General features: G+C 66.4%; 14 protein-coding genes. 7 read left to right on the top strand and 7 right to left on the bottom strand.

Features of this window, described 5'->3' with window-relative positions:
• Positions 1–34: 34 nt before the first annotated feature.
• The 5 genes from H8F24_RS08750 to H8F24_RS08730 form a co-directional block, all read right to left on the bottom strand.
• On the bottom strand, positions 35–190 hold the full coding sequence (locus tag H8F24_RS08750) for a hypothetical protein (protein ID WP_197158816.1): 156 nt from the start codon (positions 188–190) through the stop codon (positions 35–37).
• Positions 191–194: 4 nt separating this feature from the next.
• On the bottom strand, positions 195–782 hold the full coding sequence (locus tag H8F24_RS08745; protein ID WP_197172174.1) for an L-threonylcarbamoyladenylate synthase: 588 nt from the start codon (positions 780–782) through the stop codon (positions 195–197).
• A gap of 37 nt (positions 783–819) precedes the next feature.
• On the bottom strand, positions 820–1,725 hold the full coding sequence (prmC, locus tag H8F24_RS08740) for a peptide chain release factor N(5)-glutamine methyltransferase (protein ID WP_197171794.1): 906 nt from the start codon (positions 1,723–1,725) through the stop codon (positions 820–822).
• Positions 1,726–1,780: 55 nt separating this feature from the next.
• Positions 1,781–2,914: a DNA-processing protein DprA gene (locus tag H8F24_RS08735; protein ID WP_197171792.1), complete on the bottom strand. Its 1,134-nt coding sequence runs from the start codon at positions 2,912–2,914 to the stop codon at positions 1,781–1,783.
• Between the two features lie 224 nt (positions 2,915–3,138).
• A complete protein-coding gene (locus H8F24_RS08730) occupies positions 3,139–3,630 on the bottom strand; it encodes an acyl-CoA thioesterase (RefSeq protein ID WP_197158813.1) in 492 nt (163 codons plus the stop codon).
• Positions 3,631–3,701: 71 nt separating this feature from the next.
• Between H8F24_RS08730 and H8F24_RS08725 the strand changes: the two genes are divergently transcribed.
• Positions 3,702–4,550, top strand: coding sequence for a universal stress protein (locus H8F24_RS08725; RefSeq protein WP_197171790.1), 849 nt, complete (start codon positions 3,702–3,704; stop codon positions 4,548–4,550).
• 374 nt (positions 4,551–4,924) lie between these two features.
• Here H8F24_RS08725 and psbM read toward each other — a convergent pair whose 3' ends face one another.
• Both psbM and H8F24_RS08715 read right to left on the bottom strand, forming a co-directional pair.
• Complete coding sequence (gene psbM / locus H8F24_RS08720; protein WP_197158811.1) at positions 4,925–5,032, bottom strand: photosystem II reaction center protein PsbM; 108 nt, start codon at positions 5,030–5,032, stop codon at positions 4,925–4,927.
• A gap of 84 nt (positions 5,033–5,116) precedes the next feature.
• Positions 5,117–5,602 (bottom strand): 2Fe-2S iron-sulfur cluster-binding protein, encoded by a 486-nt coding sequence (locus H8F24_RS08715; RefSeq protein ID WP_197171788.1) that lies wholly within the window; start codon positions 5,600–5,602, stop codon positions 5,117–5,119.
• Between the two features lie 204 nt (positions 5,603–5,806).
• Here H8F24_RS08715 and psbB point away from each other — a divergent pair, with 204 nt between their 5' ends.
• The 6 genes from psbB (at position 5,807) to metK (ending at position 11,568) form a co-directional block, all read left to right on the top strand.
• Positions 5,807–7,366, top strand: a complete 1,560-nt coding sequence (gene psbB, locus H8F24_RS08710) for a photosystem II chlorophyll-binding protein CP47 (RefSeq protein ID WP_197158809.1) — start codon at positions 5,807–5,809, stop codon at positions 7,364–7,366.
• 24 nt (positions 7,367–7,390) lie between these two features.
• The gene (locus H8F24_RS08705; protein ID WP_006042122.1) at positions 7,391–7,486 is read left to right on the top strand and encodes a photosystem II reaction center protein T; all 96 of its coding nucleotides are present in this window, start codon (positions 7,391–7,393) and stop codon (positions 7,484–7,486) included.
• Between the two features lie 202 nt (positions 7,487–7,688).
• Entirely contained in the window at positions 7,689–8,192 is a 504-nt protein-coding gene (gene nrdR, locus H8F24_RS08700) for a transcriptional regulator NrdR (protein WP_197158808.1), read from the top strand.
• Positions 8,193–8,307: 115 nt separating this feature from the next.
• Entirely contained in the window at positions 8,308–9,381 is a 1,074-nt protein-coding gene (locus H8F24_RS08695; RefSeq protein WP_197158807.1) for a 30S ribosomal protein S1, read from the top strand.
• 50 nt (positions 9,382–9,431) lie between these two features.
• Positions 9,432–10,265 (top strand): HAD family hydrolase, encoded by an 834-nt coding sequence (locus tag H8F24_RS08690; protein ID WP_197171786.1) that lies wholly within the window; start codon positions 9,432–9,434, stop codon positions 10,263–10,265.
• Positions 10,266–10,296: 31 nt separating this feature from the next.
• A complete protein-coding gene (metK, locus tag H8F24_RS08685) occupies positions 10,297–11,568 on the top strand; it encodes a methionine adenosyltransferase (protein WP_197171784.1) in 1,272 nt (423 codons plus the stop codon).
• The last annotated feature ends 58 nt before the right edge of the window (positions 11,569–11,626 follow it).

Below are 11,626 nucleotides of genomic sequence, written 5' to 3'. Positions count from 1 at the left end.
CGGCAGAAGGCGCGAGCTGATTCCTGATGGCTGGTCAGCGTTCGCCTGCAAACAGCCAGACAGCGGCTGCCAGCACCAACCAACCCAGGGGGGCCAGGTTGAACAGCTCGGTGCCAATTCCCATCAGCGGGGTCAGAAACCAGTGCACCACGGCCATGGTCAGCACCACCACCAAGGCCAGAATCGCCATCGTGTCAGGGGTGCCGCAGCGCTGAGGGCAGTAGAGCACCTTGCCGCAGAACCTTCCAGCCTCCTGGTTCGCTCCAGGCCACCACGGTGCTGGCCTGCCCCGATGCCGCCGGCCAAGGCAGGGGAGCCAGCAGGGGCAAATCCGGAAACTGATCAGCCGCCTCGTCTGCTGTGGTGGCCGCCGGTTCCCCTGAGCGATTGGCGCTGGTGGTGGCCAGCGGGCCGCTCAAGCGCAGCAGGGAGCGGGTGGCCGCACAGTCGGGCACCCGCAGCCCGAGGCTGTGGCCGCCGGGATGGAGCGCCTCCACCAGGGCGCCGCGGCAGGGCAGCACCAGGGTGAGAGCCCCCGGCCAGCCCTGCTTGGCCAGGGCGAGCCACTCATCCTGCCAGACCAGAGGCAGGCTGCGGCGGAACTGATCCAGATCCGCCGCCATCAGGATCAGCGGCTTGTCCGGGGGCCGGTGCTTGAGACGCCAGATCTGGCCGGCGTGCTCAGGTCGTGCCGCCAGGGCAGGCAGGGTATCGGTAGGGAGGAGGGCCGCGCCCCCCTGCTGCAATCGCGCCGCCAGGGCAGGGGCATCGAACAGGGGCATGGCGGGATGGTGGACGGAAACCGCGACGGCCAAGGGTCTAGCGGGCAGCTGGCGGCTGTGGGGCACGCCGGGCCAGCGCGAAACGGAGATTCCCCTCCAGATCCGCCGCTGCCTCCACATCCTGCAGAGCGGCTGCGACGAGCAGGGCCAGCACGGCGGCACTCTGATCATGGTGATGTTCCAGCAGCAGCAGGCCACCGGGTGCCAAGGCCTCAGCAGCGTTGGCGGCAATGCAGCGCAGGGCCGCCAGACCATCAACACCGCCATCAAGAGCCAGGCGGGGCTCGTGATCGCGCACCACCGGATCGAGCGTGTCGACAACCGCGCTCGGGATGTAGGGGGGATTGGCCACCACCAGATCGAGGCGACCCCACCAGGGCCGCAGCGGCTCCCACCAGTGGCCCTGCAGGGGGGTGATCTGCTCTTGGACGCCACCAAGCTGCCAGTTGCTGCGAGCGATCGCCAGGGCCTCAGCGCTCAGGTCCACCGCCAGACCAAGGCTGGCGGGCCAGGCACGCGCCAGGGCCAGGGCCAGGCAGCCCGAGCCGGTGCCGAGATCAGCCCAGAGCAAGGAGGAGTCAGTTGGCGGGCTCAGCGCCAGGGCCAGCTCCACCAGCAACTCGGTCTCCTGGCGGGGGATCAGCACCCCTGGCGCGACCTGGAGCTGCAGATCGCGCCAGGGGCAAAGGCCCACCAGGTATTGCAGGGGCTCGGCCGTGGCGAGGTGCTGGTTCCAGAGCCCGGCGAGATCCTCAAGCGAAAGGCGCAGGGTCAGCTGCCGGTCTGGGTGAAGCCGCAGGGCCTGCAGTTCAGACCAGGCCACCCCTCCGGCCAGATCGAGCAACCAGTCGAGGTCGGCCGCATGGCCTCCCTGCCCCAGGCAGCGGCGGCGCCACTCCAGCAAGGCCGTGGCACTGACGCGCAAGGGGTTGGACGGAGCCACGCAACGGCAAGCGGCGACGCGGCCGGCCTCGACTGGTTCCAGGATGCTGCGCCCCTCAGCCGGGTCGCCAGCAGAGGCCCGGTTCAGCCTGCAGCACCCCCGCCAGTTCGAGCTGCAGCAGGGCGGTGACCAGCTGATCAGCCGGGCGGTCGAGGCGCTGGCAAAGCTGCTCCAGCGAGGCACCGGCCCCCACCGCGTCCAGCAGGGCCTTGGCCGGTTCCGAGCAGATGACTGCCGAAGCCCCGCTGCCGATCGCTGTGGGGAGCCCGGCGCCTTTGCGGGCCAGGGGGCCGGGCCCCAGCTGGCGAATCAGATCGCCGGGCTCCAGCAGCGGCGTCGCGCCGCGGGCCAGCAACCGGTTACTGCCGGCGGCAGACGCCTTGCCCGTATCGGCCGGCACCACCCAGAGCGGCAGTCCCTCCCGCCAGGCCCGTTCGGCCGAATGCAGGGCACCACTGCGCTCGGGGCACTCCACCACCACCACAGCGGCGGCCAGGGCAACCTGCAGGCGGTTGCGTTCGGCGAAATGGCCCGGACGCACCGCCGCACCGGGAAGCTGTTCGGTGACCAGCAGGCCCCGCTCGCCCACCTGATGCTGGAGCCGGTCGTGATGGCGCGGATAGACCCGGTCCAGCGGTGTTCCCAGCACCGCCACCGGCGCTCCTGAGCCGCGCAGGCAACCGTCATGCACCGCTCCATCGATGCCTTCAGCCAGGCCGCTCACCACTGGCCAGCCCGCTCCCGCGAGGGCCTCCCCCAGCTGCCGCGCCATGCTGAGGCCATGCAGGGACGGCCGCCGGGTGCCCACCACCGCCACCGCCTGTCGACGCCGCAGCGGCGCCCAGAGACTGCCCCTCCCGCGCCAGTGCAGGGCCAGGGGCGGACGCTCCAGCCAACGCACGGCCGGCGGCAGGGATCGATCGCCGGGCAGCAGCAGGCGGCGATCCTCGCGGCGGTGCAAAGCCGGATGCAGAAGGGGATCGTCTCCCCAGGAGAGCCGAAAGGCCACCACCTGCTCGGCGAGTCGAGCACCCCAGCCGGGTAGAGCCTCCAACTGGCGGCGGGGCGCCCGCCAGGCCTCCTCAAGGGACCCGCAGCCCTGCTCGAGAGCCTGCAATCGCTGCCAGCCCAGGCCTGGGCAGCGGCACCAGAGCCGCCACCAGAGCCGCCGGCGCGCCGGCCAACCCATCAGTCGCTCGCCCGAGGCGAACGACTGGGGCGAGGCCTGCTCTGCGGGAGAAAGAGGCTCTGAGGAAGGCTGCTCAGAAGGCAGAGGCCGAGGACGTACAACGGCCGGGACCTCCGCTTGAGTCACCTCCGCCACCCCTGACGCTCGGGGCGGCTTGCCAGGGCCACCAAACACAACGGTCACCAACTTCCCCAACGAACCGCTCGCCGCTGAGAGCAAACGTACTACCGGCCGACCTGGTTCGGGCCCATCTCCAGTCGCTCGATCGCCTTGTGCAGGTCATCCGGGAGGCGACGCAGCAGCCGGCGACGTTCCGGGCCTGCCGAGAGATCGACCAGCACAAGCTCGACCCGCGCCTCGGCGGCAAGTCCTCCCGCCGGACCCAGAAAACGGCTGTGCCAGGGAAGTCTCACGCCACTGCGGGGCAACACCTCACTCCAGAGCTCCACCGTGTCGCCATGCAACAGGGCCTGGCGGTAGTCGATCGTCAACGAGACCACCGGCAGCTCCAGCCCCCGCGCCGCCAGATCCCGGTACGCCAGGCCTGCCGCCGCCAGCGCCTCCACCCTCGCCTCCTCAAGCCAGGCCAGATAGGCGCCATGCCACATCACGCCAGCGTGATCGGTGTGCTGGGGCAGAACCCGACGGCGCAGACACCATCCGCGATGGGGGGCGGTGCCGGTCTCGATCCCGGAGGCGGGGATTTGTCTCTGCATCACGGTCTGCACCAGGGGGCCCTGTCTGCCCATCCATCGGCCATAGGCTGCCGCAGAGCTGGACCTGTCCTGTGTTCCGCAATCTTCTGATCGCCGATTCCGGCAAGGGTCATGTGGAGGAGATGGTGCGCATGCTGCGCGACATCCCCCCCTGCCGACAAGCCCGGATCAACCTGCTGCATGTGGTGCCCGAGCAGGCCGGCGAAGACTTCCAGGAGCACTGGCAGAAAGCTGCGGGGATCGTGGCCGAAGCGGTGCAGCGGCTTGGACTCAACCCCGGCGATGTGAACACGATCATCCGCCAGGGGGACACCAAGCAGACCGTGCTGAAGGTGGCCGATGAGCTCAATGCCGATCTGATCGTGATGGGCTCCCGCGGCCTGGGACGTCTGCAGTCGATCCTGAGCAACAGCGCCAGCCAGTACGTCTTTCAGCTCTCCACCCGCCCGATGCTGCTGGTGCGGGACGACCTCTATGTGCGCCACGTCAACCGCGTTCTGGTGACCGTGGACGGAACCGGCGTCGGCGATGACGCCCTGCGCATGGCCTGTGAACTGGTGCGCGACATCCCCGGTGGCAGCCTGATCGGCGTCCACGTGACCCGGCACGACATCACGCCATCGCGGGGCGGCAAGAGCCCGGTGGACGAGGTGCTGGAAAAGGCCGTGCTGCGTGCCCGGGGCTTTGGCGTCGCGATGCAGACCCTGCACCGCACCGGTGACATCGGCCGCACCGTCTGCGCGGCCGCCGAGGAAGCCAAGGCAGATCTGCTGGTGATCGCCTCCCAGGACCGCAGACCCCTGGTGGCGCAAGCCCTTGTCGACCTCGACAGACTGCTGGGCAGTTCGGTGAGCGATTACATCCGCGTGCACGCACCAGCCCCGGTGCTGCTGGTTCGCGAACCGGAAGGGCGCCGCTGAGACCAGAGCCCGTCGGATTGATCAGCCGTGGCCTCTGCTGCTGAGCGCTCGCCTCTTCGTGAGCAGTTATGCAGTGAGCGGGGCCACAGCAGGAGTCCGGAAAGACAGCCGGCAAACCAGGAGCGGTGCTTCCTCAGACCCGAGCAGATAGAGACCAGACAAGGGAACCAGCGCCAATCGGGGGCCAGAACAAGCATGGCCACCCAGGGCGTGCAACCTCGGCCACCGCCAGAGCTATGCCAGTGGCAAAACGGGCATCAAGGCTCCAAGCAAGCCAGAGGCCTGGCTGGCAGAGAGCCAGCCAGGCCTGCTGACGCCTGAAGACAGCTTGAACTAAGGCTCAGATCAGGAGCTCAGATCACCCCAAAGACCGATCAGCCGCCCTGACGACTGCTGGTCTGGATGTAAAGAATGATCAAAAACACCGCGGGCACCAGAACAAACAGCAGGCTGGCGACGAAACCGAGATCGTTGGTTTCCATGGCAGTGTTGGAGATCCTGGGAGGGTATCACCGCCATTCGGCACTCTTTTCGGCCCCTTCATCGCTCGTTGTGATGCAGCCCTCTCAGCCCTCAAGCGGATCGCTGGGAAGGTCAGCCAAGTTGCCGTCAGCCTCGGCGCCTTCCGTTGTGATCTCCTCAGGGGATTCGATCGGCTCGGGTGGAGCGGGCCAGGCGGTGGGCCCCTCGGGCAGTGGTTCCTGGCTGACCTTCGCCAGCACAGCGTCGCGATCGGGAAGACCCACCTGGGGGCGGGTCAGCACCAGCACCGAGCGGTTCACGAGGGTCTGACAGGCGAGTCGCCAGCCCTGGGGCCGGCGGCGCAACTTCTGCTCTTCCACCGCCGTGAGCGGGCTCAGGGCCGACGGCTTCTCCGGATCCTCCACGATCTCCACAAAGCAGGTGATGCACTGGCCGCATCCGCCGCAGTTGCCCAGCTTGCCCTTGAGGCCATAGAGCTCCAGCCCCTGGCGCAAGGCCACCTCGCGCAGGTTCTCACCCGGGTAACACTCCACATCCTGACCTTCACGCACGAATCGGATCACGGGCATGGGGGCTTCTATCCAGCTCAGCCCCCATTCTGAAACCGGCAGTTGCGCTCCGTAACTCAGGCTCCCGCCTGACCGGGAACAACCCTTACGATCACCAGCACTGATCGTCTCAATGGCTTTTCAGCCAATGGGTCAATCGTTGCTGGCCAACCCCATCGACGGATGGGCGACGGCCAGCTCCCTGTTTCCCCGGACCTAACCCCCATGGGATTGCCCTGGTATCGGGTGCACACGGTCGTGATCAACGACCCGGGCCGTTTGCTCGCCGTGCACCTCATGCACACCGCTCTGGTTGCCGGCTGGGCCGGCTCCATGGCGCTTTATGAGCTCGCCATTTTCGATCCCTCTGACCCGGTGCTCAACCCCATGTGGCGCCAGGGCATGTTCGTGATGCCCTTCATGGCGCGTCTGGGCGTGACCGGCAGCTGGGGTGGCTGGAGCATCACCGGTGAAACCGGTGTGGATCCAGGCTTCTGGAGCTTCGAGGGTGTGGCTGCGGCACACATCATTTTCAGTGGACTGCTCTTCCTCGCCGCTATCTGGCACTGGACCTTCTGGGATCTCGAGATCTGGCAGGACCCACGCACCGGTGAACCGGCCCTGGATCTGCCCAAGATCTTCGGGATCCACCTGCTGCTGGCCGGCCTCGGCTGCTTCGGCTTCGGTGCCTTCCACCTGACCGGCGTCTTCGGTCCAGGCATGTGGATCTCAGACCCCTATGGCGTCACTGGCCACCTGGAGGCTGTTCAACCCGCCTGGGGCCCAGAGGGCTTCAACCCCTTCAACCCGGGTGGCATCGTTGCTCACCACATCGCCGCCGGCATTGTGGGGATCATCGCCGGCATCTTCCACATCACCACCCGACCCCCGGAACGCCTCTACAAGGCTCTGCGGATGGGCAACATTGAAACGGTGCTGGCCAGTGCCATTGCCGCCGTGTTCTTTGCAGCCTTCGTGGTGGCAGGGACCATGTGGTACGGCTCCGCTGCCACCCCTGTCGAACTGTTCGGCCCCACGCGTTATCAGTGGGATCAGAGCTACTTCAAGACCGAGATCAACCGTCGGGTTCAGACCGCACTCGACAACGGCGCCAGCAAGGCCGAAGCCTATGCCGCGATTCCTGAGAAACTCGCCTTCTACGACTACGTCGGCAACAGCCCTGCCAAGGGTGGTCTGTTCCGCGTCGGTCCCATGGTGAATGGCGATGGCCTGCCCACCAGCTGGCTGGGCCATATCTCCTTCACCGACAAGGAGGGCCGTGATCTCGAAGTGCGCCGCCTGCCCAACTTCTTCGAGAACTTCCCTGTGGTTCTCCAGGACAAGGACGGCATCGTCCGCGCTGACATCCCCTTCCGCCGGGCTGAAGCCAAGTACTCCTTCGAACAGACCGGAGTCACCGCCACGGTCTATGGAGGCGCACTCAACGGCCAGACCTACACCGATCCTGCAGACGTCAAGCGGTTGGCCCGCAAGGCCCAGCTGGGTGAAGCCTTCGAATTCGACCTCGAGCGCTACCACTCGGATGGCACCTTCCACAGCTCCCCGCGTGGCTGGTTCACCTTCGGCCATGCCACCTTTGCACTGCTCTTCTTCTTCGGTCACATCTGGCACGGTGCCCGCACCCTCTACCGCGATGTGTTCGCCGGCATCGACCCCGATCTCGGCGAGCAGGTGGAATTCGGTCTCTTCCAGAAACTGGGAGACCGCTCCACCCGTCGTCTGCCGGAGGGCTATGCACCTCCTGCCGGCTCCCCGCTCAGCTGACCGCCAGTTCCTTCGAGGTAACCCATGGAGAGCTTCGCTTACATCCTGATCCTCACGCTGGCCATCGCCACCCTGTTCTTCGCCATCGCCTTCCGCGATCCCCCGAAGATCGGTAAGTGAGAGTCCACTTGCGGCTCCAGGGTCGCTTTCCAACCCCCGCCACGGCGGGGGTTTTTTCTTGGCAGCACCTGGCAAAGCCATGCGATCTGGAGCAATGTTCCGTGACTGTTGCAACACCGGGCAGCATCTGTCGCCCCGCTGGCTATTGCCGAATCAGAGGATCGCTGTCTAAGCTAAAGAAATACGCGTCGCACCTTCAGGGATGCAATGTCCCTCCTGCCAACACACGGACAGTCGGGTGCTCGAATCCCGTGCGGCCGATGTCGGGCGGAGCGTCAGACGCCGCCGCGAATGCCTGGAGTGCAGCTTTCGCTTTACCACCTATGAGCGGGTCGAAACCGTACCGATCACCGTGGTGAAGCGCAGCGGCGGTCGTGAGATCTTCAGCCGCCACAAGGTTTTGCATGGCCTGATCCGCGCCTGCGAGAAGACCGGTATCGAACCGGCCTGCCTCGAGAGTGTGGTGGAGGAGATCGAAGTGCACCTGCAGCAGCGGGGTGGACGCGAGGTTCCCAGTGCCGAGATCGGGGAACTGGCCCTGCAACGCCTGGGGGATCTGAGCGAGGTCGCCTATGTGCGCTTCGCCTCCGTGTACCGACAGTTCCAGGGCATCAGCGATTTTGTAGCGGCCCTCGATGGGCTCAGCCGACGGGATACGAGCAGCACCGAAGCGAGGCAGCCGGTCTCCCTGGCGGCCGTGAACTGACCCTGAAAGGCAGAACGGGGCGACCTGCCTGTAGGTTGGGAGATTGCGTTGGTTTCGCTGGCGGGCGGACGCAACGCTCCCTTCCCATCTGCCGCCGGCAGACCGCCGTTTCAACATGACCGTAACCCCTTCCGAAGCCAGCGCTCTGGAGAGCACGGCCGAGATCGCTGCAGACGTGGATCAGGCCTTCGCCGCCGACACCGAACTCGATCTGGGCATTCCGGAAGAGGTGCCCAGTGCCGATGACCCCAGCAGCCGTGCCGTGAGCCGCGACCTGGATGGCGTGGGCTTCACCCTGGATGAATTCGCAGCACTGCTCAGCAAATACGACTACAACTTCAAGCCCGGTGACGTGGTGAACGGCACCGTGTTCGCCATGGAGCCCAAGGGCGCCATGATCGACATCGGCGCCAAGACCGCTGCCTTCATGCCCCTGCAGGAGGTGTCGATCAACCGGGTCGAGGCGCTCAGCGATGTGCTCGAACCCGGGGAGGTGCGCGAATTCTTCATCCTCAGCGAGGAGAACGAAGACGGCCAGCTCACCCTCTCGATCCGTCGCATCGAGTACCAGCGTGCCTGGGAGCGGGTGCGGCAGCTGCAGAAGGAAGACGCCACGATTCACTCCGAGGTGTTCGCCACCAACCGCGGTGGTGCCCTGGTACGGGTCGAAGGTCTGCGCGGCTTCATCCCCGGCAGCCACATCAGCACCCGCAAGGCCAAAGAAGAGCTGGTGGCCGACTTCCTCCCCCTCAAGTTCCTGGAGGTGGACGAGGAGCGCAACCGCCTGGTGCTCAGCCATCGCCGCGCCCTGGTGGAGCGCAAGATGAATCGCCTCGAGGTTGGCGAAGTGGTGATCGGCACCGTGCGTGGCATCAAGCCCTACGGCGCTTTCATCGACATCGGTGGCGTCAGCGGCCTGCTGCACATCTCCGAGATCAGCCACGAGCACATTGAGACGCCTCACACGGTGCTGAATGTGAACGACCAGATGAAGGTGATGATCATCGACCTCGACGCCGAGCGTGGGCGGATCTCCCTGTCCACCAAAGCCCTCGAGCCCGAACCCGGCGACATGCTCACCGACCCCCAGAAGGTGTTCGACAAGGCCGAGGAAATGGCGGCCCGCTACAAGCAGATGCTCCTCGAGCAGGCTGAAGACAACGAGCCCATGGGCGTCACCCTCGACTGAGCCACCCCGTTTCCGTTCTGCTTGACCGCGCAGCATCCGTCCCCTTGCCCATGGCCCACCTGACGCTGCGCGGCCAGCCCCTCGGCCGCTTCGCGGCGGTGCTGTTCGACAAGGACGGCACCCTCAGCCACAGTGAACCGCTGTTGATCACCCTGGCCGAGGCCAGGGTTTTTCATGCGGTGCAGCGCCTGAACGCCGTCCATCCGGAGCGGGTCCACGATGGCAGCAGCACCGAACTGGAGACCCTGCTGCGCCGGGCCTACGGACTCGATCAACACGGTGTGCATCCGGCCGGCACCACGGCCGTGGCTTCGCGCGAACACAATCTGATCTCCACCGCCACCGCCCTGGCCCAGGTGGGGGTCGGCTGGCCCGAGGCGTTGGCGCTGGCGCATGCCGTGTTCAGCGACACCGATGGGCTGCATGGGGAGGGTGCCGCCGCTGCGCTCCCCACCGACGGACTGATGGAGCTGCTGACGGCGCTCTCTGGCGCCGGCCTGCGTTGCGGTGTGATCAGCAATGACGGAACCGCCGGTATCCACCATTTCCTGCATCACAACGGGCTGAGCGGCTTCTTTTCGGCCAGCTGGAGCGCCGATCACCAGCCCTGCAAACCGGATCCTGGTGCGGTGCATGGGCTGTGCGACCTGTTGCGGGTGAAGCCTGCCGAGTGCCTGCTGATCGGAGACGCCAACAGTGATCTGCGCATGGCTCTGGCGGCAGGGCTCCCCACCGCCCTTGGGTACACCGCCGGCTGGCAACGACGACCACCACTGGACCCCCTGTTTCCCCAGCTGCAGCACTGGTCTGAACTGGCCGTCATGGGGACGGACGGGGCGAGCGTTGTGAGCAGCGCGATTTCAGGCTGCAGCACTGCCGAATAAGCTGCTCGACTGATCCATCAGCCAGCGTGGGATGAGCCGTTACGTCTTTACCTCTGAATCGGTCACCGAGGGGCATCCCGACAAGATCTGCGATCAGGTGAGCGATGCGGTACTCGACGCGTTACTGGCCCAGGACCCCGCCTCACGGGTGGCCTGCGAAACGGTGGTGAACACCGGCCTCTGCCTGATCACCGGTGAAGTGACCACCACCGCCCGGGTGGACTTCAACACCCTGGTCCGCGGTGTGATCCAGGAGATCGGCTACGAGGGCGCCCGCGCCGGCGGCTTCGATGCCAACAGCTGCGCCGTGCTGGTGGCCCTTGATCAGCAGTCGCCCGATATTGCCCAGGGAGTGAACGAAGCCGATGACCACGACGGTGATCCGCTGGATCTGGTGGGTGCCGGCGATCAGGGCATCATGTTCGGCTACGCCTGTGACGAAACCCCGGAGCTGATGCCGCTGCCGATCAGCCTGGCCCACCGGCTGGCGCGGCGCCTGGCGGAGGTGCGCCACGATGGCACCATCGGCTACCTGCTGCCCGACGGCAAAACCCAGGTCAGCGTGGTGTATGAAAACAATCAGCCGGTGGCCATCGACACCGTGCTGATCTCCACCCAGCACACCGCCGAGATCGACGGCATCAGCGAGGAGAACACCCTGCGCGAGCGTATTGCCGCTGATCTCTGGGATCACGTGGTGCTTCCCGCCACCGCCGGCCTGACACTCCAGCCCCGCAAGGAAGCGACCGACGACGGTCCAGCCACCCGCTTCCTGGTCAATCCCACCGGCAAGTTCGTGGTGGGCGGCCCCCAGGGTGATGCGGGCCTCACCGGCCGCAAGATCATCGTGGACACCTACGGCGGTTATGCCCGCCACGGCGGTGGTGCCTTCTCCGGCAAGGACCCCACCAAGGTGGACCGATCCGCCGCCTATGCGGCCCGCTACGTGGCCAAAGCCCTGGTGGCCGCCGGTCTGGCGAAGAAGGTGGAAGTGCAGCTCAGCTACGCCATCGGCGTGGCCCGCCCCGTGAGCATCCTGGTGGAGAGCTTCGGGACCGGCCGCATCAGCGACGAGAACCTCACGGCGCTGGTGCAGGAACACTTTGATCTGCGCCCCGGCGCCATCATCGAAACCTTCCGATTGCGGGAGCTGCCCGCTCAGCGGGGTGGCCGCTTCTACCAGGATGTGGCCGCCTACGGCCACTTCGGCCGCACGGATCTCAACCTTCCCTGGGAAGACGTGGCCGCGATTGCCACCACGATCCAGCAGGCCACCCGGGATCTGGTGGCGGCGGCCGCCTGATCCAGGCTTCAGCGGTCGTCAACGCGGAATCCTCCCATCGACAGGCCAGAGCCTGGCA

This window comes from Synechococcus sp. CBW1002, assembly GCF_015840915.1.
Classification (GTDB): Bacteria; Cyanobacteriota; Cyanobacteriia; order PCC-6307; family Cyanobiaceae; genus CBW1002.
This window is presented reverse-complemented; position numbering and strand designations above follow the sequence as displayed.

What these genes read in the sequence shown, in the direction of transcription:
- H8F24_RS08705 (WP_006042122.1), top strand. Translation starts at nt 7,391, where the DNA reads ATGGAGAGCTTCGCTTACATCCTGATCCTCACGCTGGCCATCGCCACC.
- H8F24_RS08690 (WP_197171786.1), top strand. Translation starts at nt 9,432, where the DNA reads ATGGCCCACCTGACGCTGCGCGGCCAGCCCCTCGGCCGCTTCGCGGCG.
- H8F24_RS08695 (WP_197158807.1), top strand. Translation starts at nt 8,308, where the DNA reads ATGACCGTAACCCCTTCCGAAGCCAGCGCTCTGGAGAGCACGGCCGAG.
- H8F24_RS08735 (WP_197171792.1), bottom strand. Translation starts at nt 2,914, where the DNA reads ATGGGTTGGCCGGCGCGCCGGCGGCTCTGGTGGCGGCTCTGGTGCCGC.
- psbB (WP_197158809.1), top strand. Translation starts at nt 5,807, where the DNA reads ATGGGATTGCCCTGGTATCGGGTGCACACGGTCGTGATCAACGACCCG.
- metK (WP_197171784.1), top strand. Translation starts at nt 10,297, where the DNA reads ATGAGCCGTTACGTCTTTACCTCTGAATCGGTCACCGAGGGGCATCCC.
- H8F24_RS08750 (WP_197158816.1), bottom strand. Translation starts at nt 190, where the DNA reads ATGGCGATTCTGGCCTTGGTGGTGGTGCTGACCATGGCCGTGGTGCAC.
- nrdR (WP_197158808.1), top strand. Translation starts at nt 7,689, where the DNA reads ATGCAATGTCCCTCCTGCCAACACACGGACAGTCGGGTGCTCGAATCC.
- H8F24_RS08745 (WP_197172174.1), bottom strand. Translation starts at nt 782, where the DNA reads ATGCCCCTGTTCGATGCCCCTGCCCTGGCGGCGCGATTGCAGCAGGGG.
- H8F24_RS08730 (WP_197158813.1), bottom strand. Translation starts at nt 3,630, where the DNA reads ATGCAGAGACAAATCCCCGCCTCCGGGATCGAGACCGGCACCGCCCCC.
- psbM (WP_197158811.1), bottom strand. Translation starts at nt 5,032, where the DNA reads ATGGAAACCAACGATCTCGGTTTCGTCGCCAGCCTGCTGTTTGTTCTG.
- H8F24_RS08715 (WP_197171788.1), bottom strand. Translation starts at nt 5,602, where the DNA reads ATGCCCGTGATCCGATTCGTGCGTGAAGGTCAGGATGTGGAGTGTTAC.